The following is a 25,036-nucleotide window of genomic DNA, read 5'->3' on the forward strand; positions in this document are numbered from 1 at the left end:
GCCTTGCTTTTTTATTGCCATAAAAATCTTGTAATTCATACAGAAACTTGCCAAAAATAAAAATTTTTAAATTACATATCAATATGTTATGAAAAATAATGGCGATTTTTGGCAAGTTTTCACCATTGAAATTTCTTTTCTCCTACCATTCCCCCCGGCAAACAAAAAAAAGCAGTTTTCGGCTTTGGCGAGCGTAGAAAAAACACTTTTTTGATTTTTTGACACCAACCACACACAGGAGAAAAACAATGGGTTTTTTAACCGCACTTCACCAATACAGAAAAAACAAGGCAAAGCAGTTTAATGCTGAAGATCAGTACAATAAAGACGCTTTCTCGCTAGAGAAATACGAAGTTCAAGCAATGCTTGAAAAAATTACCCAGCGTTCTGATTTCCTCAAAGCAATTAACGCAATCCCCGTTCATAACGAGCAAGGGCGGAAAATTTTCGGGCCTCTTAAGCCCAATATCACAGGGCGGCAATACCTAGAACGACATATCATTGAACAATCTGATTATGAAAACGGCTATCAAGTGTATGAAACAGATAGCGGCATTACATTGAAATGGGGAATGCTAGATGTTTTCAACCTTTACCCAGAAAAATTTGATCAGTTGATTGATGAATTTGTTTTAGATCAAATCGCGGCCAATATTATGCAAATCGGCTGGGCGGGTAAAAGCGTTGCGCAAAATACGGCAGCCGTTGATCTTTCTGACGTAAATAAAGGCTGGCTAGCTTTGCTTGCCGAGCAAAAGCCCGAAAATGTGAAAGCCACGGGCAAAAACGGCAAACTAAAAATCTTTGGTGAAAATGCTGATTATGCCAATTTAGATGCCTTAGCCATTGCCCTAAGAAATCAATTAGATGAACACCACAGAAATCGCAACGATCTTGTCTTTTTAGTGGGCACCGGGTTATTGGCACGGGAAGAACAGCCAATCACTAGCATAAACCCACCAGAACAAGACAAAGCAGGCTTACAAAATCACCACATCGCTAACCAATTCGGCGGAATGAAAGCCCTCACCCCGCCACAATTTCCACTTTATGGCGCAGTAGTCACGACATTACAGAATTTAAGTCTTTACACGCATAACCGCAGTGGGCGCTATTCAATCCGACAAGATGACGAAAGAAAGCGGGAAGTCGTGAGCTATTGGCGCTTTGAAGGCTATGTTGTGGAAGATTTGGGCTTAATGGCAGCGGTTGATCCTGCAATGGTGATTTTAGGCTAATTTTCGCGGCGTAACCGCCCAAGGTTACGCCAATTTTAAAGGAGTAAACACAATGACGCTTTTAACCTTAAAAGAATTACAAGCAATGAAAATCGGCGGCAGAACAAAAATCTATCATCTCGTCAAATCAGGTGATTTTCCAAAGCCGATCAAAATTGGCAAACGTAGCTTATGGCAATTAGAAGACGTGCAAGCGTGGTTAGATCACAACAACCCAAACAAGGAAACACCGCAATGAAAAAAGAACAAATCGAATTTATTCGCGCATTTATTCATTTGGGAATGGAGGAACAATTAATTGTAATGTTTTTTCTTTATATGGATATTCAAAGAGAGGATACGCTAAAAAATCCAGCGTCTTTCAGAGCCCACCTTTTCAAATTAATGAATGGCTTCACCACGGCACAGAAAAAGCAATTAATTGAAATGTGCAAGCAAGAAATGGCAGGAAAAAAATGAAAGGCTTAAAAATTCAATGCCCAGAATGTGGAAAAGCATTAAATATCCGCACATCAGAACGCCCTAGCGCGTGCGTAACACAAGCCCTTGTTTACTGCGTGGAATGCGATATTAAAGGCACAATCACCGCCCAATTAAGCGACATTAAAAAAGGCGTATTTAAACCGGTTACACCCAGCCATAAATGGCAGCAAGATCCCAAATGAACAGGGCAAAATTCAGGCAAAGAAAAAGCGCACTTGAGATTTGTGCCATCGTGCGCTTTAAGTTCCCCTTAACAACCAACAAGGTAAGGATTTATGAAGAATTGTTTCATTATGATTAAAAATAACCATAAATCAATGAGTGATATTACACTAAAAAGAAAAAATAACAACTTATTTTCAATTATTCACGCATATTTATTGACAAATGCCCAAGCTTCAAATTATGCTTTCCCCGCTTTCGCAAAATCGAAAGCCAGCCGTGGAAAGCTGAATATACATATGGCGAATAATAGCACGCCGTTACATCGTGCTTTTTTTATTCGTTGCTCAAGCGTATCTAAAAAACGCCAGTTTAAGGCGTATTCATCTATGGTAGCTTGTAGCGGGCAACCCTTTGCGGTTGGCTGCGTTCCATATGTCGCAGTTTTCCACCCCGTTACAAGCTATCGCCAATCCGTGGAAAGTGAAGCGATAGCCCAAATCATTCAACATATGGAGCTATCAGCAATGATCTACAAATTCTTATTGCTAGGCACACGCCTACACGTATCAACCTATGCCAAAAGCGAAGCGCACGCGCGCCAATTCCTAAACCTCACCCCACAAGAGGCGGTTTGTTTTGCACGCATTAAGGGGGTGCATTATGCGTAATTTCACACCAGAAAACCTTACAGAAAAAGTAAACATCATTGAACACTTTCTCGCAGAAACAAAGAAAGCGCTAAAAGCTAACCAGTTAGAAGAAGCGAAACATTGCTTAAAAAGCGTGGAATTAACGGCATATATTCCAACTTATGCACAAAATACAGAAGCAAAGTTTTATATCGATGAGATATTAACAGATGAGCAAGCCCAACTAGGCGTTCACTTTGTAGAACACTTCTTCAATGCCGCTAAAGTGTATTTACATAATGGGAATTTGCGCGGCGTAACACATTCATTGCAAGCCATTATCAACGGCTTACCCACTCAAATTAGCCAAAATAGGGGGCTAGAATGAAAAATAAATTACAACACATTCAAGCACTAAATGAGCAATTTAGCTCTGAATTAGGAAACTTAGCAACATTCCCCTATTTTTATGAAACTTTAGCAGCGTTCAACTTAGGTGAAGACACTCGCGAAAAATTAGAGCGAGTAAATGCAATGGCGCAGATAGAACAAGTTTACCTAAAACACTTAGAAAGCCTGCAAGAGGAAATACATTCTCAATTAAGTGAATTGGTTACATCAGAGGTTAAGTTATGATGAACGGAAAGAGAAAAAAAGCACCTAACTTAGGGGCATTATTGAAAACTACTCCCAATAGCCAAAAAGAAATATTTATTTTAATCGGTGATAATGTTTGGAATTTTTATCGTTCAGATCCTAAAGATTTAAAAACAAATGGGCTTGGCACAGGCTGGAAAATGCTAGCAGATTTAACTGATGCGGATAATGCTAAACGTTATGAAGAAATTCCAATTATTTTAGATAATACAAATCTATCAGAACTTTATAAGCTGGATATTTTGCCGTTAGAACATCAAGTTGCAAGCATTATTGATACAGATGAGTTTTTTAAAGTTAAAACAAGTGTTGACGGCATCACAATTAGAGAAAATCAGCAAGTTCTAACAGATTTATGCACGCATTTAACTAAAACAACGGCTATTCAGCATTTAACGTTAAGAAACAATATTGGCGAGCTTTTAGAAGATTTAAGCGGCTATATTTCCCGCATTCGTAACAATGAAGCAAGCCTAGAAGCGACAACACCTGAATTAATTGAGCTTGACGCGGAAACCCTGAAAAAACTTAGCCCAGCTGAAAAGGCTGAATATTTCTACAAATGGCTAAAAATTCCCTTAGCTTATCACGCGGATCAAGGGATAATTTACCGTTACAACGGTATTATTTGGGAAATAATCCAAGAAAATGAATTACAACGTCAAATTAAGCAGTTTTTTGAGGAATACGGCACAAAATACGGAAGCGTTGAGAGTTTAAACAATATTATCAAATGCCTTAATGTAGATTTACCGCTATTTATGCAAACTGATGTGAAACTCTTAGCTTTTAAAAATGGCGTACTAAATAAAAATACGTTGCAATTTATGCCACATAATAAAGACTACTATTTAACAGGCGTTAACCCCTGCGATTATTTGGAAACGCAAACCCCTACGCCTAATTTTGATAAATGGATCAATTTTATCAGCTATGACAGTATTGAGCGGAAAAAATCTTTATTAGCTGCTCTTTATATGATTTTAAATAATCGTTATGACTGGCAATTAACCTTAGAATTAATAGGCGAAGCGGGAAGCGGTAAAAGTACATTTCTAGAAGTAGCAAAATTAATTAGTGGCGAGGGAAATTATACCGCGATAGATTTAGAGCTTTTAAAAGACGATAAGGCGCGAGATATTATCTTAAATAAAACGTTTTTATTTTCACCTGATCAATCCCGCTACATTGGCGATGCTTCAATTATTAAAGCAATTTCTGGCGGTGATGATATTTCTTTCAACCCCAAAAATAAAAAATCATTTAGTAGTAAAGTAAACGCAATTATTGCTATTTGTTCTAATACCTTGCCAATTTATAAAAATGACGGCGGCGGAATGGAAAGAAGGCGCGTGTTATTTCCATTCTATAAAGCCGTTGAAGATAGCGAAAGAGATGATCAGCTATTTGAGAAAATTCAACAAGAATTAGGCGGGATAATCCGCAAACTTTATGATGAATTTAAACAACCAGAAGAAGCTAAACAAGCCTTACTACGACAGCAAAAGAGTAAAGAAGCTTTAGCGATGAAAACCGAAAACGATCATATTTTAGAATTTATCGAAGAGTTCGATTTATTGCCCGAAGTCAGCAATAAAGGCTTAATTCTAGGAAGTATGAAAGGAATGCCAAGCATTGAAAGCCCTTTTGTTTTTGATCGCCTTTATTGGTGCTATTTGTTTTTTTGCGACATCTTAGGGCGAACAGATAAAGCAAGGTTAAAACCAAAAGATTTACTCGCCGAAATGCAACAAGCATTTAAAACCGCTGGCTATAAAATCAAATTCACTAATAAGCAGCTAAAAGGCGGGTACAACTACACAAATGCCACATTCAAAGACAAGCAGAAAACAATAGAAAAATGGAGAAACGCATAATGCAGTGAGTAATTTATTGAAAATATTAACAGTAAACCAATCAAAAAAAGGCGCATAATAGCGCTCTTTTTTTATTCCAAAGTGATATAAAAAGCAAAAGACACAGCCAAACTGATTTTTCTTATTCACCCTTTCACTTTTTCACCCTAACCACATATAACTATATGATTTATAATAAAAAAACAAGAAAAATAGAAAATTCATTTTTTCACCCTTGTTTCACCCTTTTTTGCATTTTTTCACCCTTTTGATTATTTATTGTTCAAAAATGACTTTTTTTCTTAAATTTTGTTCATTTATCAAACAAATTTCGCATTTTTCACCTCATTTTTTCACCCTTTCACCCTTTTTTTCACCCTTATTCACCCTACTAAAAAAGGAAAAAACTATTCAAAATCAATGTGATAAAAATAAATAGGGTGAAAGGGTGAAAGGGTGAAACAAAAATCTAATATTTGGTCTGGCTCGCATATTTTGCCTAAATCAGCCTACTTTTTGCACGATGAAAAAATCAATCAAACTTTTATCGATAAACTGAAAGGCATAGGCAAGCCCAATAACGGAATTCCTGTTATCTGCACTGAACAAAATAGGGGAAATCACCGCTGTAAAAATCCCCAGCCTTGCCGCCTTTTCGATTCCTGTTTTATACTCAAGCAGGGATTTTAGATCCCTGTTTAGATCCCTGAAGCAGATAAAGAGAATAAAAAACCATAGAAAATACAGTAAGTTAGGCGAAAAAATTGAAATACCCTCTCACCGCCATCAGTGATATTTTTTCAGTTCTTTTTGTTCGTATTGTTCACTAACTTATTAAAAAATAAGGATTTTTGTAGTTCGTTCTGTTTTTTCTGTTCTTTTTGCGTGTTTTTGTTCTTGGCGAAATGATCCCAAATGCTCCCTTTTTTGTTAGCTCTCACTTACAAAAATGGATTTTTTAGATTTTAGGGATCATTTCTTGAAATTTTTTAATTAAATCAAGAGCTAACACTATGACAAAAATCAACCAAACTTTTATCAATAAACTGAAAGCCACAGGCAAAGAAGAACGCTATTCACTAGGGCATAAACTCTTTTTAGTGATGACCCCTAAGGGTAGCAAATCTTATCGTTATATTTACCGCTTACCCGATACCAAGGCGATTAGAAAAAAGAACCTTGGGCGGGCTGATATTATTTCCCTTGAGGAAGCGTTAAATATGGCGATTTCCTATAATCTTTCGCTTGCCCAAGGCATTGCTCCTTTAGTGCAAATTCAAGCAGAAGAAAAGCAATTACAGTTGCAAAAAATCACGTTGGTAGAGATTGCGGAAGATTGGCATAAGACAAAGGGCATTAGATTAAGCAAAGCACATTTGAAAGATCGCTTAGCACGTTTTAAAAATCGTAGTGTTCCACTAAATTAGCAATCCTTTGATAGGTTCTTTTTCGCTAAAATTGGCGATAATCCTTGATTATAGCTATACAGTCTTACCTTTTTATAGTAAAACGCATAATGTTTAATATCTTCCTCAGCTTCATTTAATGAAGAATAACTGCCCTTTAATATCCATTCATATTTAAAACATCTAAACTAAGGATTCATCGGCGCACTATCCCTACAATTTCCTCGATGACTCATACTTTGTATCAATCCCTGCTGTTTTACACATTGTATAAACGGCGCATTCTCATAAATCTTACTTTGCTCTAAGTGAAACAACATCCTCCCTATTCTTTCCATTGTCAGCATTGCATGATTTAAGGCATCAACCACTCACATTGAATCATGCCTTTTCTGAATAGCCAGCCAACTACTTGACGACGCACTAAATTCATTACTATTGTCAAATAATGCCATTCCCCCTGTACTTTTAGATAAGTTGTATTACCACATAATACCATTGTATCTGAGATTGGATTTTGAAGCTCGCTTTTAAACTCCGCTTTCCTGCTAAACCACGATTTTCATCAAATGACGCCTTTATCTTTTTATTCCATACGATTTTAATGTCTTTACCGCCTGGTAGCGTTGCGCTCGAGTAACGTGAAAATTGCAGCAGCTTTCTTAGGATTTCTTTATCCTCTTCGAGAATTTTAATACATATGATTTCAATTCACGGCCATCTGGGAGATGACCGCCTGATTTAAATGGCGACGGGACAATTACGCCCAACGTTTCAATTCACGGCCATCTGGGAGATGGCCGATTTGCCTACAGATCCCAAAAAATGAGGGTTTGGCGTTTCAATTCACGGCCATCTGGGAGATGGCCGGCAATCCAACGAGCGTAAAGCGGCATACAAAAAAGTTTCAATTCACGGCCATCTGGGAGATGGCCGAGATGTACCAATGCAAGCGGTGTTAGCACCGCTTTGGTTTCAATTCACGGCCATCTGGGAGATGGCCGCAGCTTGTAGGATATGAGATCAGTTTTAGCAAGCGGTGTTTCAATTCACGGCCATCTGGGAGATGGCCGAAGCGAAAAAACGCTAGGATCTAGCGGTCGTCCCGTTTCAATTCACGGCCATCTGGGAGATGGCCGCCAACGACACGCACACCACCAACAGGGCAAGGGCAAGTTTCAATTCACGGCCATCTGGGAGATGGCCGGAGCGTCAGAAAATGATGAAAACTAAAATCACAAGTTTCAATTCACGGCCATCTGGGAGATGGCCGTCGTATTAATTTCCCCCGTTTTGCCCACTTAAACGGGTTTCAATTCACGGCCATCTGGGAGATGGCCGAAGGCGATCAACTTGAAATCACCCTTGAGCTGATGTTTCAATTCACGGCCATCTGGGAGATGGCCGAATCTTAATTTTTTGATTGTGATAATTTTTGAAATGTTTCAATTCACGGCCATCTGGGAGATGGCCGTATACGCATTTTTAGATCCTCCCACTGTTATCTAGGGTTTCAATTCACGGCCATCTGGGAGATGGCCGTTGATAACTTACAAAATAGGAGCGTAAAAAATGATGTTTCAATTCACGGCCATCTGGGAGATGGCCGGCCTGCCGTGTGTATAGCTTGCGGTGGGCGTTAGATGTTTCAATTCACGGCCATCTGGGAGATGGCCGGATGCGGATTGGGATTATATAGCACCATACTTAGATCGTTTCAATTCACGGCCATCTGGGAGATGGCCGTTAACTTTAATTTTAGAAAAGCACGAAAAACTAAGGTTTCAATTCACGGCCATCTGGGAGATGGCCGTTGGAAAACTATACGCTTATTGGGTATGGTTATAATGGTTTCAATTCACGGCCATCTGGGAGATGGCCGAAACGCAATCTACATCACAAATAGCTTAGCCGTAGTTTCAATTCACGGCCATCTGGGAGATGGCCGTTGAAATTATCGCTTGATTGCTCTTTAAAAATTGAGTTTCAATTCACGGCCATCTGGGAGATGGCCGCAAAGAATATTTAGATCGTATCATAAAAAGCGATGTTTCAATTCACGGCCATCTGGGAGATGGCCGGCCACCCAGTAGCACCGCTACAATAAGATGTAGGGGTTTCAATTCACGGCCATCTGGGAGATGGCCGGTAACTATCTTAAACCGTTGGCGGAATTAAGGGCGGTTTCAATTCACGGCCATCTGGGAGATGGCCGCGTCACTTTTTACGCCACCACGAAAAATCCAAGCGTTTCAATTCACGGCCATCTGGGAGATGGCCGTAATTATCCCCTTCATTCATATTTTCGTCAAAATCTGTTTCAATTCACGGCCATCTGGGAGATGGCCGAGCAATGGGGGGCGGTAGCGTGTGCTATCGCCAGTTTCAATTCACGGCCATCTGGGAGATGGCCGTTGTTAATCTATGCGTGTATTATATCAAAACGGATGTTTCAATTCACGGCCATCTGGGAGATGGCCGTACCAAATATTCATTCAGTGCGGTATTTTTGCAGGGTTTCAATTCACGGCCATCTGGGAGATGGCCGCACCTTATCCAAAACTAGAAAGAAATTGTTTGAAGTTTCAATTCACGGCCATCTGGGAGATGGCCGATGTTGTAGGGTATGAGACAAGCGTAAGCAACCGATGTTTCAATTCACGGCCATCTGGGAGATGGCCGGTTCAACTGCAAAAATTCCCACGTTTTAAAAATACGTTTCAATTCACGGCCATCTGGGAGATGGCCGGCTTAACAACAAGCCACGATCCTACCCACCTTATCGTTTCAATTCACGGCCATCTGGGAGATGGCCGACTGGTTATTTTTTGTACTTTTGGGAATTGATAGGTTTCAATTCACGGCCATCTGGGAGATGGCCGGCATTGAGTAAGATGTAATTAATCAGTGCCTTTGTTTCAATTCACGGCCATCTGGGAGATGGCCGGAGAGAGATCGCAAACTTGACGATCTCTTTAATAAGTTTCAATTCACGGCCATCTGGGAGATGGCCGTAATCCTTGTGTTACTAAGTGTCTATCTTCTCTAGTTTCAATTCACGGCCATCTGGGAGATGGCCGCGCATTATTAAAGATTCGTTGGTTCACTAGCTAACGGTTTCAATTCACGGCCATCTGGGAGATGGCCGACTGTTTTGCCGTGCGGAGCAGTACCCCCCAAGGGTTTCAATTCACGGCCATCTGGGAGATGGCCGGAACCGCTGGGGATTTTGGTGTACCTGCTTACTACGTTTCAATTCACGGCCATCTGGGAGATGGCCGCTTGATAAATATGAAATTACTAACTTTTGAGCAAGCGGTTTCAATTCACGGCCATCTGGGAGATGGCCGTGGCAAAGAATATTTAGATCGTATCATAAAAAGCGATGTTTCAATTCACGGCCATCTGGGAGATGGCCGGCGATATTAACTTTTATTTTTTTTGCCAAACCCCCGTTTCAATTCACGGCCATCTGGGAGATGGCCGTGTTTGTCGATCAGGGCATAGAAGCCAGTATCGATGTTTCAATTCACGGCCATCTGGGAGATGGCCGTTCTGTAAATAAAGGCACTTTCTATCCAGATTCTAGAGTTTCAATTCACGGCCATCTGGGAGATGGCCGAATTTTTACTAACAACAGGAGCGTAAAAAATGATGTTTCAATTCACGGCCATCTGGGAGATGGCCGATGGGGATTGTAAATAGGAGACACTATGACCAATGTTTCAATTCACGGCCATCTGGGAGATGGCCGACCCTTAAAAAATAAACCTTAAAAATGGAGCGTTAGTTTCAATTCACGGCCATCTGGGAGATGGCCGCTTTGCAGATAGCCTGATCGAAGTGTTGGGAAGTGTTTCAATTCACGGCCATCTGGGAGATGGCCGCTAATCGAGCGGAATTTATGCAGCAGTTTTTACCTGTTTCAATTCACGGCCATCTGGGAGATGGCCGTGCTTATTATAGCACATAGATCTAGCCCGTCAAACAGTTTCAATTCACGGCCATCTGGGAGATGGCCGTAAAAAAAGAGATCGGGAGCTTGACGATCTCTTGTTTCAATTCACGGCCATCTGGGAGATGGCCGACGGCTTGGCGGTGAAATGTAAACCGCATTCAGCGGTTTCAATTCACGGCCATCTGGGAGATGGCCGGTTAGTTGTGGGTATAATCCCGTATCTACTAATAAGTTTCAATTCACGGCCATCTGGGAGATGGCCGTTGCTCACGCTTTGAAAGAAATCATCTAATTTAGGAGTTTCAATTCACGGCCATCTGGGAGATGGCCGTCAAAAATTATCACAATCTAAAAATTAATATTTTGTTTCAATTCACGGCCATCTGGGAGATGGCCGTGGCGAGATGTTCGCACCGTTAAAGACTTGGGCAGTTTCAATTCACGGCCATCTGGGAGATGGCCGGTTATGGTAAATGAAAAGTTATTAGATCGTACGGCGGTTTCAATTCACGGCCATCTGGGAGATGGCCGAGCACAGGCAAAAAATATAACAAAAATAAGATATTAACCTTATTATTTCGCTAATCATTCTTTTCTGTGCGAGAATGGATTATAGCATAATCATTGCCAAATAAAATTTAGAATTAATTATTTGATTTTTAAAGAACAATGATACTTCGCTAAGCTAGCAGGGATTTGATGAGAACAGTAGGTTAGCGATTATAGAATTATGGCATCTTGAAAAATATCAATCGATGGTTTTGCACCGTGATGCTCTACTTTTCTGCGCCATTTACTTCCTAAATGGTAAAAGCGCAAACTATCAGTTTCAGGGTTATAGGTATCCAATAGTTTGGATTTTAATAGCACCCATTGATCTGGCGCGATATCACATTCAAATACAGAATATTGAACACGAACACCATAATCAAGACAATGTTTCGCAATACGACGCAAACGTGCTTGACCTTGTGGATCATCAAAAGAAATATCATAAGTAATTAGCATTAACATATTGTCATCCTAACGCATTAAAAATGGGGGATATTGCGCTAAATCACCGCGTAAATGCCGTGCCAGTAGCATTGCTTGTATATGGGGTAATAATCCTATTACAACATTTTCCTGCAAAAATGGGTGAAGTATTTTTTCTTGTTTCTTCGCTTGCCAAGCTTGGAATAGGCTTTTTCGCATTTCGGGCTTCAAATTAACTGCACCGCTGCTTTCTTTTACAAAATCACTTGGTTTAATTTGCCCACGGTTAATTAGACTTAATACGGTTCTATCCACCCACCAAGCACGAAATTCTTCCAATATATCTTGTGCTAAACTATCTCTTCCCGGACGATCAGCATGTAAAAAGCCAATTTGCGGATCTAGCCCCACACCTTGCAAAGCACCGCTAATTTCCTTACCTAAAATACTATATAAAAATGATAACAGCGCATTCACTTCATCACGTGGTGGACGGCGTGAACGTCCGTGAAAAGTAAAACCGTTCTTATCCCGTAATAAATGATGAAAAACACTAAAGTAACGAGATGCTGCTTCGCCCTCAATGCCACGAATAGTATCCAAATCGTCAGCTTGCTTAAGCTCCCTTAAACGTGCATTTAAACCATAAATAGCCTGTTGAATTTCTTGATTTTCACCATAATTTCGCAATTGCCGTTGCAAGACGCGCTTAGATGATTGAATTTTAGCTGCGATAATATGACGAGCAATCGAGGTAGGTTTTTCTGCAGAATAGTGATATTGCGCTCGGCGTAATAATACATTTCCACTTTGTCGGCCTTGTAGGCGCCCTAAATAGCGCCCATTTTCAGTGAAAAAGGCAAGATTTACATTATTTTCGCCACAAAATCCCATTAAAAATGGAGATACCAGCACATTACCAAAACAGAATATGTGTCCGATAGAATGAATAGGAAGCTGTGCCACTTTTTTACGCTCTTGTTCAATCACAAGCGTTTCTCTTTCTTTATGCAAATAACTGCCTTGTGTCGTGATATAAATGGTATTTTGTAGTTTTTTCATCGTAAAAATTCACCTAATTAAGATTAAAAAACTCATCATTTTTATACCGCACTTTGCTTTTATTCTTTCTCATCAAACAACCTTTTGATGTAAGATTGCGATTTATCTTTTTCCAATAATGCAGGCTGGCAAAGCTCAATTAAAGAGCAAGCCTTACAGTGTTTTCCATATTGTGGCGCAGGCGTTATGCCGCTTTCTAACAATGCTTGCACACGCACAATGGTATCTAATGTTCTCTTTCTTAATTCAGCTGAAAACAGAACAGGTAAGCGATGTCGCGTTTGTAAATACCATATCGCCCCTTCCGTAATAGACTGCCCTGTCATTTCTTCTAAACATAATGCTTGAGCGCAAAGTTGAATTTCATCAATAGGTTCAAGTTTGGGTTTGCCACGTTTGTACTCTACGGGCTTTAATTGACCTGAGCTAAGATCTTGCTCTACGAGATCCAAAATCCCCGCTAATCCAAGCTGTTGCGCGCAAACATGGACTGTTCGCTCAAAACGAATTCCCTTACGGCTTTCAGGCTCGCCTGAATCGACACGCTCATGCAAGGTTCTTCCTTGTGCCGTAAGCAAATTTTCTTCCCACGCCTGCTCGTTATGGATTAACGCACATTGGCGTGGGCAGAAAGCATAATGCTGTAATGCCGAAAGCGAAACGATATACATTGGTTAAATTAATTCTTCAACCGTTACGCCTGTTAACCCATCGGTATTCACTGAGATACGGTAATCATCAAATGACTGTGCAGGCATCGCCGTATCACCATTCACACGCTCAACGGTGACTCGCTCAAATAATTTATGCGCTGACTGATTGCCTAAGGCGTCTTGATGTTTAAATACCACCAGTTTGCGCGCCACCATTTCACCACGCGCGGCAGAATGATCGTGTTCAAACATTAGCTGTAAAGCCTGCCATAACTTCTGTAAATCGTCATCACTAAAGCCCGTTTTCTCTGCTAATTTTGCTGAAATAAAGCCGTGAACACGATAAAGTCCGTAAGGAACAATGGCTTTACGCCCCATAGTACGTTCTTTTTCAAGATCTTTCTCATTGGTTACTGCCATACGCGTAATAGAAAGTTCCACTGGAACAATCGGATCGATTGATTGTGCAAAGGCAAATTGCACAGGGCCACGAACTTGACCGCTATTAACTTCAGTCGTCATTACTGCGCCAAAACTACGAACATCAAAGAAATTTTTGCACATCCACGCGGTAATTTCGCGTGCTTTGGCTTCATCTTTCGGTAGTTTTTTCGCTTCAGGCTTGATGGATAAAGCTTCATAGGCACGTTTATTTTGTAAATTCAGTACGCTTTTCTCTTTCACATAAATCTCGTAGCCTGGCTCATTTTCATAGCATAATTCAATAAAATTACGGATCTTACGTTTTAAACAAACATCTGTAACCAAGCCTTTGCTGGTTTCAGGATCCATACGCGGTAAATTTCCTGCATCAGGATCACCATTTGGATTCCCGTTAGTAACATCAAAAAAATATACAAATTCATAACGATTCTGGATAGTCATTTTTTACTCCTTGATTGATTCTGTTTCATCAGCATTAACTTTTTTGCTGAAATAACGTTATTTTTCTTGATAATAGCCTAATGCAAAGCGTCCTTGTTCCTCAATATTCAAATGACGCGGAAAAACAGTTGGTAGTTTTGCTAAAATTGTATCAAGCTCCTTACTTAAATTAATCGCCAGCCCTACATTATCTTTCTTTAAGCGAGAAAAATGGTGTTGAGCCCCTCTAAGAAGCCGTGGGAATACCATATAAGGCACGGTAGATGCGGAAGAATAATAACGATTAGCAATATTCGCATTTACTTTCCCTAATGCTTGCTCCTGAACACGTACTAACAACGCAAACAATCGTCCAAGAAGATAAGCTGTATGATCCGTATTTTCATCTAATTCCATAGGAACTCCTTGTTTTATCAAACCTTTTCTAAATCGCCGCTGAAGTACGGCTTTAACCATTGCAATTCTCAATCCTGTTATTTGCCCATCCGCTCTAAATCGCATCAGTAATTGTGATAATAAATTCATCGGATAGAGACTATCAGTAAAAATAGCTCGAGCCAGCTCTCCTGCGAGTACAGGGGAAATATTTTCAGATTTACCTTTACCAGTGCGATCTAATGGCGTTGTTTGCAATAATAAACGCCAAATAGAAGGCGGCGTTTTCCAAGGGCGAGGATTAAGCGCAAGATCCTGCCAATGCATCGCTAAGTTATTGGCTAACTCGCCAAAACTGGTTTCCAACCAAAAACGAATAGAAATTCTTGATGCATTTGGCGCTAAACCTAAAATGAAAAAACGGGTACTCGGCGCTATCTCGAGATTAATCTCTTGCAAAGGTCTGCCTTTACTCATTTTTTCTAACATATCAAAAATAGGGCTATTCTCTTGCTCATCATCAGGCGGTGTCAAAAAACCTGCAAACAATTGTTCCGCCAGTTCCGCTTGCTCAACATCTTCTGCTTCCGCCCAAAAAACGGTACTTGTATCGCCAATCATCAAATGATGATTTTTGTTGCGTAATAAATAATTTAACGCTGTGGTATAAGCAAACGCTGCTTGTTCTGAAACAGGCGCATTATCACCTTGATCCTTATTAAAAGAAGTAAAGGCATCTTTATTGAAAGAAATAATTGAGCCGCCCGAGCTTTGTCCGCCCTGAATACCTTTAATTGAAGGATGCAAGCGTGCAATAGGGGCTTTTTCCCCCGTAATTAAACAAATTCCTTCCGTCTTATCATTCGTGGATAATAGACCTGCCCATAAATTTTGCGCTTCAACACTTTGATGAATATATTGATTTTCACCATCTAACTTAAATACAACGTTAGCATCTAATATTTCAATTGGACAAAGAGAGTCCGTAAATTTTTCAGACTCCCAAGTTGTCAAGAATTTCACCAAGGCTTGCAAGCCTTTATCTTGAGTATCCGCTAATGCCTCTAAATGAAACTGTTTGAACGCATCAAAAGTATGGTGCGAAAGCAATGCTGGCTGCATTTGCGCACTGGCTTTATCCTGATTGGCCTCCACCCCAAGCACATAAGCTGCTTTATCCCATAAAAAATTCGGTTTTATGCCAGATGTTCGTTTCACTGCTTGGGGAACATTCATTAACTTCGGTCTTGGCTTTTTGTCATCAGTCAAATTAGGAATGACATCAACCAACTCTCCCTTTGGATTTAACACTAAAATATAGCCAATTTTTTCTTCACTAAATCCATAAGAAGGGACTTTAGGCTCACCGGTATCACGATCCTTCTGGGCAGATAAACGCTGATAATAACGAACAAGCGATAATAAAATCACGATACCACCTCCTCGCCCATAAAAGGTGGCACCGTAATACTGCCATCTTGCATTTTGGCTCTAAAAAAGTGCGGTGTGTTTTTATGCTGAAAATCAATATCGTGCAACATCCAACCTAAATCGCGCTGACGATCATTTTCCGCTAACAAACATTGTGGCAAGGCTTCCCCCTCATCAATAAAGGCAAACTCAGCAGGAAACTCCCTCACCCCCATACAAGGTTGTTGGAAACATTGTCCTTTCATTGCTCGGCGTTTAAACATTTCTAAATGCTTGGTTAAATTATCACCTTCACCCGCTTTATCTGTCATTACAATATGGGCTTCAATGACATAAGCGACATTTTTTAATACAGTAGCAGCACGTTGTTGACGATCTTCTTCAATAATAGTATAAAGTCCTTCAACACTTTTACGTTTCATTGCTCCACTCACTTTACTGGCGGGCAACTTACCCCCCAATTCATTTCGGCGAATAGATTCAAACTGGATAGGTTTCAGCACATAGATCTTATCTATTACCCAGTTTATTGCGGGCTTCCAATGGATCGCTGATAATATCCCCCGCGCAGCTGAAGGGGTTATCACGTCATAAGAGACCCGTTCCACCTTCATTTCTGGGCGGGTGAAACAGGCATAGTCCCCCCAAATATGTAATCTCACTTTATTCTTCATTCACTACTCCATTTATTCTATGGTTATGCTATGACAACTTACCAAGCACAATTTTCCGCAGCAATAAATTCTGGCGTATCCCAATTTAATCCAGAATGTTCGCTATATAAATCCCGATTAATCAAATAATAAAATTGTTCACCGAAACGCTCTCTATTGATTAAATCAACCGCGCCACGCTGATAAAGTGCGGTCAAAATTTTCTCAGAAATTTGGATCGTATAGGGTTGCAACTTGCGTAAAACCCCCCAATTTGTTCGGCATTTTGCAGGATATCGATAAGTTTTTCGGCCTCTTCATTAAAAGGAATAATCAAAGGCACAAGATGGCTTTGAATCATTTGAAATTTCTTCGCCATGGTTTCAAAAGGGAAATTTAGCCTTGCATTATGGCAATCTGCTAAAATACCTGCTTTATCTAGTTCACTCCCCTTTGAAGCATAAACCTGCTTGAAATAATTTAAAATAGCATCTGGTGCCAGTAAATCAGACTGATGCGAGCGTACAACTGAGCGCATACAGGCCGAAAGTACGTTTAACTCCGCTGGCGGCTTCCACTGCTCTTCAGGCTTAAAAATACAGACTAAACTTTCGCTCTGCGCCCGTTTACCCTCGCGATTACAACGTCCTGCAGCTTGAGCAACAGAATCTAAGCCTGCTTCCGCACGCATTACCAGCGGGAAATCGACATCCACACCAGCCTCTATTAAGGATGTTGAAATCACCCGACAAGGTTTACCTTCTTTCAAGCAATGACGAATCTCATCAAGTATTTGCGTACGGTGTTTAGCACACATCAAGGTGGAAAGATGAAAACATCCCTCCAGGAATTTCGCTAAATGATACAAATGCTGCGTGTGCTTGCGATTATTGACAATAATCAGAATTTGTGGGTTTTCAGTTAAATAATTGAGTAAAGACTCATCTTTTTGTTCATCAATATGCTGTACAGTGGTACGCGCCAATCGTTGAAATAATCGCTCAGGATTTGGCGCAATTTCGCGTAAATTCTCAAACCCTTTATAGAAACCGTGTTGCTGATGGATCGCTGGTTGAGTTGCGGTACACATTACCACCGAACAGCGATAATTACGCGCAAGTTCATCAATGGCTGCCATAATCGGACGTAATAAATTGAGCGGTAACATTTGTGCTTCATCTAAAATAATCACACTTCCCGTAATATTATGTAACTTACGGCAACGAGATGAACGATTTGCAAATAAAGATTCAAAAAATTGCACCGCTGTGGTTACGATAACAGGCATATCCCAATTTTCAGAAGCTAAGCGCAATTTATCTTTGCTATGTTTATCCGTCAATTTTCCATCATCAAAGGTACTATGATGCTCTAACACCGCTTTCTCACCAAGATCACCAAATGCTTGACGAAATTGTGCAGCATTTTGCTCAATAATACTTGTAAAAGGAATCACATAAATAATACGGCGAAGTTGATGAATCTTAGCGTGCTCAAGAGCAAATGCCATTGACGTAAAAGTTTTTCCACCACCAGTTGGCACGGTTAAAGTAAAGAGTCCAGGTGGTAGTGAGGCTTGTTGTACAGCATAATCAAAAATCTGACTACGCAGTTGAGTCAGCGAAGAAGCTTTCTGATTAGCTGAAGATTGTCTAAATTTTGACTGAATAAATTGATTGAAATGATCCTGTAAGGTAATAAGATCTGGATAATTACCCCGTTCAACGGAAACATTTTGCCCTTTGGCATAAAAAGCTTCTGTCTCTAAAAAATCCGCATCGACCAAACAAGAATAAAGCATTCGGGTAAAAAAAGACAAAGAGAAAAATTGCTCTGTTTTCGACGGCGTGATAGCAGGAAAAGAAAGTTTATCGGCTAACGGAATTTCATCTTGCCAAGCCTTATCTAAAGCAGGAATGATATTTTCTAAGCGGTGAGCTAAGGTTGTTAAATCCCCTTCTCGCGAACCATTTGCTAACCCAGCGTGATGCCCTGCAATACAAAATGCCATCAGCCAACCGAGTTGAGGGTATTTTTCTACGGCTAATTTTGCCCCTGCTGTTGAATGATCAACCCGCGGCCCACCACGCAAACGCGACTGATATGGCTCACTATACTTACCAAAATCGTGTAGTAATCCCGTATGATATGCAATCTCTTGAGCACCAAAATATTGCGCAAAATTAGCTGCCATTTTCGCAACATTGATCAAATGATCACGCAACAACTGCCAATCTTTTTCTGTCGGATCTTCTGTTGAATGTGCGAAAAAAACCATAAACGCTATCGCTTCAAAATACCCATCATTAGACGGAAGTATATAAAAATCCCATTATCTTTCAATCGGTAAAACGAAATTTTGTGATACATTTCACATAAAAGACCCCAATAAGAAAAAGTCATTCAAGTTAGAATAAAAAAATAGGGACTGTATTGGATAAGCCCCTTTTTTATTATTTCAGAATAGTACTTGATACTGATCTTAAACCAGAGGCAGACAACGCCCCAAAATCATATGATGAGAGGTATAATAATAAACTGTAGAAGATCAGACTTGATCTGACAAATCATTATAAAAATGAGAGTTTCCCGTTTAGAATATGAGTGTCTAAAATTCAATCTAAACAAAAAAGGAAACTCTCATGTTTTATTCTAACAATCCTCTCATTAAACACAAGACTGGTTTACTTAATTTAGCGGAAGAACTTGGAAACATATCTCAAGCTTGCAAAACGATGGGAATGAGCCGGGATACGTTCTACCGTTATCAACAAGCTGTAGAACAAGGCGGTGTTGATACGTTACTGAATCAAACTCGTCGAGTACCGAACATCAAAAATCGAGTAGAGGAAAAAGTTGAGCAAGCAGTCGTAAAATTTGCTCTTGATTTCCCCGCGTATGGACAGGTTCGTGTGAGCAATGAACTTCGTAAGCAAGGTATTTTTGTATCTGCTGGTGGTGTTCGTTCTATTTGGCTACGCCATAATCTTGCTAACTTTAAACAGCGTTTAAATGCTCTCGAAAAAGAAGTTGCTGAAAAAGGTATTATCCTGAGTGAAAGCCAAGTTCAAGCTTTAGAACGTAAAAAAGACGATGATATTGCATGTGGTGAAATTGAGACGGCTCACCCTGGCTATTTAGGCTCACAAGATACCTTTTATGTAGGCAATTTAAAAGGCGTGGGACGTATTTATCAGCAAACGTTTGTTGATACTTATAGCAAGGTTGCTTTTGCGAAGCTCTACACGATGAAAACAGCAATTGCTGCTGCGGATATGTTAAATGATAAAGTGTTACCGTTCTTTGTGTCACAAGGCTTACCAATGTTGCGAATTTTAACGGATAGGGGAAGCGAGTATTGTGGCAAGGTCGAAAATCATGATTACGAGCTGTACTTAGTGATTAATGATATTGAGCATACAAAAACTAAAGTAAAACACCCACAGACAAATGGCATCTGTGAGCGTTTTCATAAGACTATCTTGCAAGAGTTTTATCAAGTGGCTTTTAGAAAGCACATTTATACAGATTTAGCTCAACTGCAAGCTGATTTAGATGAATGGTTAGTGTATTATAATCTTCATCGAACTCATCAAGGCAAAATGTGCTGTGGTAGAACACCAATGGAAACATTACTTGATGGAAAATGTATTTGGGCAGAAAAGAATTTAGGCTCAAATTAATCTGACAGACCCATCATTTTAAACGGGGGACTGTCAGATTAGGTTTGATCTTCTACAGATCAAACACGATCTGATCTTCTACATATAAAGCTATTCAGATTTTACAGCCTCTTTTAATTCTGTAGCCTTCTCGGAAATGGCATCTTTTGCCTCTGCTGCTTTCTCAGCTACTGCATTTTTCGCATCTGTTGCAGCATCTTTTGCTTCAGCAACTTTATCTGATGCTGCATCTTTAACCTGCTCTGCTTTATCTGCTACCGCATTTTTAACTTCAGTCATTTTGTCAGCAGCAGCATCTTTAGCTTCTTCAGCTGCATTCTTAGCTTCAGTAACTTTATCTGATGCTGCATCTTTAACTTGCTCAGCTTTATCCGCTACAGCATCTTTTACTTCCGCCATTTTATCAGCAGCTGCATCTTTAGCTTCTGCAGCTGCATTCTTAGCTTCAGTAACTTTATCTGATGCTGCATCTTTAACTTGCTCAGCTTTATCCGCTACAGCATCTTTTACTTCTGCCATTTTATCAGCAGCTGCATCTTTAGCTTCTACAGCGGCATTCTTAGCTTCAGCTACTTTATCTGATGTAGCATCTTTAACCTGCTCAGCTTTGTCTGCTACCGCATTTTTAAACTCAGTTGCTTTTTCAACTACCGCATCTTTGGCATCAGCCATTGCATCTTTAGCATCAGATACTTTTGCAGCTACTGCATCTTTCATATCAGTTGCTTTTTCAACAACTGCATCTTTTACATCAGAAGCAGCCTGCACAACTGAATCTTTCGCTTCAACTACGCTAGATTTTGCACTTTCTACTTGCTCTTGAACTTTACTATCTTTATCGAAACACCCTGTTACGGCTAAACTTGTTCCTAATACTAATAAAGCTAATGATGATTTTTTCATTGTTTCTCCTAATCCTAAATAGTTTTGTAATGATAATCTACAAACTTATTGTTTGCCTATATAGTTTGTAACAAAAAGACATAAAAATAAACCTATATTTACATTTTTTTACTTAAATATGAAAATAGACAATCATAATCATTTGACAAATAACTCATCTATTAAAATAACGCCACTTTATGTAAATATAGATCGATCTAATATGAATAAGTTCAATCAATCCAAGTAACTAATTCCTCAATTTGTCTTCTTGACTTCTTTCTAATTTCTTTTGCTCTGTAACCGAAAGTAACAATCACACAAACACTCCATTCATCAGAATTGAAAATCCCCTCTTAAGCTGCTGATTAACAGGCTCATACTAAAATCTCTCAATTGGACAACTATAAAAAAATGCTGAACATAACGTGCATTTTTCTTTGCTAAAATAGCTACAACACAACTCGCTTCATCAAGTTGTGTTGCTATTCCCCACCTTATAGCTTTAAGTTTCTCGCATAATTCAGGATTTTGAATGATTAAAAAATGCTCAGACTCAGCACCGATCGAACTTGGTAATAAACGAGCAAGCTCTAAAATATAATCAAAATCCTCACAGCTCACTTTTTTATTTTGATCGTAATAACGTGTTGCAGCACGAAAAATAAAAAAATCCTATTCTGATTAAATTGATAAGTATTAAATAAAAAAGTTACCCATTTTTGATAGGTAACTTTTCTTTTTCAATCTAAGTTTTGGCTAAAAATCAGATTATTCAACAACTAATGTGCGACAAGTATTTGTTCCGCCAGAGGTTAAAAGATCACCTTGCGTTAATAAGACAAGATCACCAGTGACTAAATAGCCTTTATCTTTCAACAATTGAATTGCAGCCTTCAAGCCCTCTATCGTGCGGCTTTCCTGATCGAAATGAACTGGAACAACACCACGATATAATGCACAAAGATTTAACGTTTCTTGGTGGCGAGATAATGCAAAAATTGGTAAACCAGAGCTAATACGTGACATCAATTTCGCAGTATGACCGCTGTTTGTCATTGCAATAATTGCTGCAACGCCTTTCATATGGTTCGCCGCGAACATTGCAGACATCGCAACCGCTTCTTCAATCGTTTCAAAAGTGCGATCGACACGGTGGCGTGAAACATTTACGCTAGGCATTTTTTCTGCGCCTAAACATACTTTCGCCATCGCTGCCACTGTTTCAGCAGGGTATTGACCAGCTGCGGTTTCCGCTGAAAGCATTACTGCATCTGTACCGTCCAATACTGCATTCGCTACGTCCATTACTTCCGCACGCGTTGGCATTGGGTTGCTGATCATTGATTCCATCATTTGTGTTGCCGTGATGACCACACGGTTTAATTGACGTGAACGACGGATTAATTTTTTCTGTACACCCACTAATTCAGGATCGCCAATTTCAACCCCTAAATCACCACGCGCCACCATAATTACATCAGAAGCAAGAATAATATCGTCCATTGCTTCATCGCTCATTACGGTTTCAGCACGTTCTACTTTCGCGACAATTTTCGCTTTAAGTCCTGCTTCTTCCGCTAATTGACGTGCATAGTTTAAATCTGCACTTGAGCGAGGGAAAGACACCGCTAAGTAATCTACGCCAATACGTGCCGCAGTGATAATGTCAGCTTTGTCTTTTTCAGTTAACGCATCTGCAGATAGACCACCACCTAATTTGTTAATCCCTTTATTATTTGAAAGAGGGCCACCAACCGTCACTTCGGTAAATACTTTCGCACCTTCAGTGGATAATACTTTCAACTGAACTCGGCCATCATCTAATAATAAAATATCACCAGGAACAACGTCTTGTGGTAAGGTTTTATAATCTAAGCCTACAGATTCTTGATTACCTTCACCTTTTGGTAATTCTGCGTCTAAAACAAATTTATCACCAACATTTAAGAAAATTTTACCATCTTTAAAGGTTGAAACACGGATTTTAGGCCCTTGTAGATCCCCTAAAATTGCTACTGTTTTACCTAATTTTTGTGCAATTTCACGTACACGTTGTGCGCGCCCAATGTGATCTTCGGGCGTTCCGTGCGAGAAATTCATTCTCACTACATTTGCACCCGCCGCAATAATTTTTTCTAAATTGTTACCACGGTCCGTAGAAGGCCCCATAGTGCATACAATCTTGGTTCTTCTTAGTCTTCTAGACATTATTTACTCCGTTAATCATTATATAACTAAATTTTCTGACTATTATACGATTAAAATGGAATGAGATCGAGATCACAAATTGTAAAAAAGTTGTAAGTTTTTTAAGCAATCGTTTATCTTTAAAGCAACTATTGAGAATAATTAAAAACTTACTTGTCATAAAAAACAAAACAATATATCATTTACTCGTTCTATTCAGTGCGACTATAGCTCAGTTGGTTAGAGCACCACCTTGACATGGTGGGGGTCACTGGTTCGAGTCCAGCTAGTCGCACCAAAATCAACTCTAAACCTATCCAATAAAGTCCAAAAACATCAATAAAATCAAGTAATAACTTAACGCTTAAAGCTTTTATTGTCTAATTTTATCCAAAGCGGTTTAACATTATCCAAGAGTTTTAGTATTATATTTGGTAATACCAGTTTGTGATTTTAGTATTACATCATCAAAATTAGATGATTTTTGAAATGTAATACTAAAAAAGATAATACTAAAAGGTGGCAATATGTCCAGGACTGTCAAACCACTTACCATAACCCAAGTCAATAATGCTAAAGCTACAGATAAAGATGTTTCCCTTGCTGATGGGCAAGGGTTATTTTTGCTTATCAAAAAAAGTGGCTCAAAGTTATGGCGCTTCCAATATTATAAACCATTTTCCAAAAAAAGAACCTTAATTAGTTTGGGATCTTATCCGGAAGTTTCGCTTTCTGACGCCAGGAAAAAGCGCGATAACTATCGTAAGTTACTTGCTGAGAACATTGATCCGCAAGATCACAATATAAAAATATCTCAGGAAAAGCTATTGCAGCAACAAAATACGTTTGCTGCAGTAACGAAAGATTGGCTTAGGATCAAAGAAAACGAAGTCAAAGCGCGGAAACTAAAGCAAGTTACTTATGAAGATATTGTGAAAAGAATCAATAAACATCTTTTTCCATTGATTGAGCATACTTAAATCAATGAAATTACTGCACCGCTGATGATAGCCAAATTAAAGCCACTGGAGATAGAAGGGAAATTAGACACGTTACATAGAGTTATAGGTTATCTTAATAACATTATGATACACGCAGTCAATCGCTCATTAATTAAATACAATCCAGTTGCAGACATTGGCAATGTTTTCATAAAACCTGTAGCACAAAACAACCCAACAATAAAACCCGATGAACTGCCTTTATTTTTCGATAGGCTCTATAATTCAAAAATAACTATAGATACTCGTTGCGCCATTGAGTTTATGCTACTTACAGCGGTGAGAGTCGGAACTGTAACTCAAATGGAATGGGATGAAATAGATTTCGAAAACGGAATATGGGAGATTCCAAAGTCTAAAATGAAAGGGCGAATTGGAAAGGTTCAAGATTTCACTGCTCCACTTTCAACACAAGCTCTTGCTGTCTTGAAAGTTATGAAAAAAATATCCGGGCATCGTAAATTCGTCTTTTGTGGCACAAAAAACGTCCACGACCATATGGGCAAAGAAACACCAAATAAGGCAATCAAAAGAATAGGTTACCAAAACTCTTTAACTGCCCACGGATTGCGATCCGTATTTAGTACAGCTATGAATGAAGCGGAATTTAACCCAGAGATAATTGAGGTTTGCCTTGCTCACTTCGAATATTCAAGCGTCCGCGGTGCTTACAATAAGGCCAAATATTTAGACCAACGAAAGGACTATATGCAATGGTGGGGAGTTGTGCTCTCCACTATTATTTGCGGACAATATAGCTACAAATGATCCGTAGCTGATCCGTGAATGATAAAGCCCTTATCTTTCTCCTTTAAACCAAATCCCCCCTAAAATTAGTCATTTATTTTAAGTAT

The 25,036-nt window shown here is 39.4% G+C and carries 19 protein-coding genes, 1 tRNA gene, 3 pseudogenes and 1 CRISPR repeat array; of the genes and pseudogenes, 13 read left to right on the forward strand and 10 right to left on the reverse strand.

Going from position 1 to position 25,036, the window contains the following annotated elements:
- The first annotated feature begins 248 nt into the window (after positions 1–248).
- The 9 genes from L5B71_RS03645 (at position 249) to L5B71_RS03685 (ending at position 6,455) form a co-directional block, all read left to right on the forward strand.
- Positions 249–1,238, forward strand: coding sequence for a phage major capsid protein, P2 family (locus tag L5B71_RS03645; protein ID WP_265757032.1), 990 nt, complete (start codon positions 249–251; stop codon positions 1,236–1,238).
- Between the two features lie 52 nt (positions 1,239–1,290).
- On the forward strand, positions 1,291–1,476 hold the full coding sequence (locus tag L5B71_RS03650; protein WP_103854389.1) for a helix-turn-helix transcriptional regulator: 186 nt from the start codon (positions 1,291–1,293) through the stop codon (positions 1,474–1,476).
- Positions 1,473–1,697, forward strand: a complete 225-nt coding sequence (locus tag L5B71_RS03655) for a hypothetical protein (RefSeq protein WP_103854390.1) — start codon at positions 1,473–1,475, stop codon at positions 1,695–1,697. The genes L5B71_RS03650 and L5B71_RS03655 overlap by 4 nt, the downstream gene beginning before the upstream one ends.
- Positions 1,694–1,903 carry a transposase gene (locus tag L5B71_RS03660; protein WP_103854391.1) on the forward strand — a complete coding sequence of 70 codons (210 nt, stop codon included), beginning with the start codon at positions 1,694–1,696 and terminating at the stop codon, positions 1,901–1,903. The genes L5B71_RS03655 and L5B71_RS03660 overlap by 4 nt, the downstream gene beginning before the upstream one ends.
- Before the next feature lie 111 nt (positions 1,904–2,014).
- Positions 2,015–2,554 (forward strand): ash family protein, encoded by a 540-nt coding sequence (locus L5B71_RS03665; protein WP_265757033.1) that lies wholly within the window; start codon positions 2,015–2,017, stop codon positions 2,552–2,554.
- The gene (locus L5B71_RS03670; RefSeq protein WP_265757035.1) at positions 2,547–2,903 is read left to right on the forward strand and encodes a hypothetical protein; all 357 of its coding nucleotides are present in this window, start codon (positions 2,547–2,549) and stop codon (positions 2,901–2,903) included. The genes L5B71_RS03665 and L5B71_RS03670 overlap by 8 nt, the downstream gene beginning before the upstream one ends.
- Positions 2,900–3,151 (forward strand): hypothetical protein, encoded by a 252-nt coding sequence (locus L5B71_RS03675; RefSeq protein WP_265757036.1) that lies wholly within the window; start codon positions 2,900–2,902, stop codon positions 3,149–3,151. Before L5B71_RS03670 ends, L5B71_RS03675 begins: the two co-directional genes overlap by 4 nt.
- The gene (locus L5B71_RS03680) at positions 3,148–5,049 is read left to right on the forward strand and encodes a DNA primase family protein (protein ID WP_265757037.1); all 1,902 of its coding nucleotides are present in this window, start codon (positions 3,148–3,150) and stop codon (positions 5,047–5,049) included. Before L5B71_RS03675 ends, L5B71_RS03680 begins: the two co-directional genes overlap by 4 nt.
- Before the next feature lie 992 nt (positions 5,050–6,041).
- Positions 6,042–6,455: an Arm DNA-binding domain-containing protein gene (locus tag L5B71_RS03685; protein ID WP_265757038.1), complete on the forward strand. Its 414-nt coding sequence runs from the start codon at positions 6,042–6,044 to the stop codon at positions 6,453–6,455.
- Positions 6,456–7,137: 682 nt separating this feature from the next.
- Positions 7,138–10,923: direct repeats of the CRISPR family, unit length 32 nt; unit sequence GTTTCAATTCACGGCCATCTGGGAGATGGCCG.
- A gap of 189 nt (positions 10,924–11,112) precedes the next feature.
- Here the strand turns inward: L5B71_RS03685 and cas2 are convergent.
- The 7 genes and pseudogenes from cas2 to cas3 form a co-directional block, all read right to left on the reverse strand.
- A complete protein-coding gene (cas2, locus tag L5B71_RS03690; protein ID WP_265757039.1) occupies positions 11,113–11,406 on the reverse strand; it encodes a CRISPR-associated endonuclease Cas2 in 294 nt (97 codons plus the stop codon).
- Between the two features lie 9 nt (positions 11,407–11,415).
- The gene (gene cas1c, locus L5B71_RS03695; RefSeq protein WP_265757040.1) at positions 11,416–12,429 is read right to left on the reverse strand and encodes a type I-C CRISPR-associated endonuclease Cas1c; all 1,014 of its coding nucleotides are present in this window, start codon (positions 12,427–12,429) and stop codon (positions 11,416–11,418) included.
- Between the two features lie 59 nt (positions 12,430–12,488).
- Entirely contained in the window at positions 12,489–13,100 is a 612-nt protein-coding gene (gene cas4 / locus L5B71_RS03700; protein WP_265757041.1) for a CRISPR-associated protein Cas4, read from the reverse strand.
- A 3-nt stretch (positions 13,101–13,103) separates the two neighbouring features.
- A complete protein-coding gene (gene cas7c, locus L5B71_RS03705) occupies positions 13,104–13,967 on the reverse strand; it encodes a type I-C CRISPR-associated protein Cas7/Csd2 (protein WP_265757042.1) in 864 nt (287 codons plus the stop codon).
- A 57-nt stretch (positions 13,968–14,024) separates the two neighbouring features.
- Positions 14,025–15,773, reverse strand: a complete 1,749-nt coding sequence (cas8c, locus tag L5B71_RS03710) for a type I-C CRISPR-associated protein Cas8c/Csd1 (RefSeq protein WP_265757043.1) — start codon at positions 15,771–15,773, stop codon at positions 14,025–14,027.
- Complete coding sequence (gene cas5c, locus L5B71_RS03715) at positions 15,770–16,447, reverse strand: type I-C CRISPR-associated protein Cas5c (protein WP_265757045.1); 678 nt, start codon at positions 16,445–16,447, stop codon at positions 15,770–15,772. Before cas5c ends, cas8c begins: the two co-directional genes overlap by 4 nt.
- Before the next feature lie 38 nt (positions 16,448–16,485).
- Positions 16,486–18,704: pseudogene (gene cas3 / locus L5B71_RS03720) on the reverse strand (CRISPR-associated helicase Cas3').
- 364 nt (positions 18,705–19,068) lie between these two features.
- Here cas3 and L5B71_RS03725 point away from each other — a divergent pair.
- Entirely contained in the window at positions 19,069–20,109 is a 1,041-nt protein-coding gene (locus tag L5B71_RS03725; protein ID WP_265757047.1) for an IS481 family transposase, read from the forward strand.
- Positions 20,110–20,427: 318 nt separating this feature from the next.
- On the opposite strand, the pseudogene L5B71_RS03730 reads toward L5B71_RS03725, so the two are convergent.
- The 3 genes and pseudogenes from L5B71_RS03730 to pyk form a co-directional block, all read right to left on the reverse strand.
- Positions 20,428–21,012 (reverse strand): annotated as a pseudogene (locus L5B71_RS03730) (hypothetical protein); the annotation flags it as partial.
- Between the two features lie 212 nt (positions 21,013–21,224).
- A pseudogene (locus L5B71_RS03735) lies at positions 21,225–21,657 on the reverse strand (nitroreductase family protein).
- Between the two features lie 105 nt (positions 21,658–21,762).
- Entirely contained in the window at positions 21,763–23,202 is a 1,440-nt protein-coding gene (gene pyk / locus L5B71_RS03740) for a pyruvate kinase (RefSeq protein WP_265757049.1), read from the reverse strand.
- Positions 23,203–23,402: 200 nt separating this feature from the next.
- On the opposite strand from pyk, the gene L5B71_RS03745 reads away from it, so the two are divergent.
- From L5B71_RS03745 to L5B71_RS03755, 3 genes are all read left to right on the forward strand, one after another.
- A tRNA-Val gene (locus tag L5B71_RS03745) sits at positions 23,403–23,479 on the forward strand.
- A 229-nt stretch (positions 23,480–23,708) separates the two neighbouring features.
- Entirely contained in the window at positions 23,709–24,161 is a 453-nt protein-coding gene (locus L5B71_RS03750; protein ID WP_265757050.1) for an integrase arm-type DNA-binding domain-containing protein, read from the forward strand.
- Positions 24,162–24,170: 9 nt separating this feature from the next.
- Positions 24,171–24,950 carry a tyrosine-type recombinase/integrase gene (locus tag L5B71_RS03755; protein WP_442780739.1) on the forward strand — a complete coding sequence of 260 codons (780 nt, stop codon included), beginning with the start codon at positions 24,171–24,173 and terminating at the stop codon, positions 24,948–24,950.
- Positions 24,951–25,036: the final 86 nt, after the last annotated feature.

The organism is Avibacterium sp. 21-586, assembly GCF_026226775.1.
Lineage (GTDB): Bacteria > Pseudomonadota > Gammaproteobacteria > Enterobacterales > Pasteurellaceae > Avibacterium.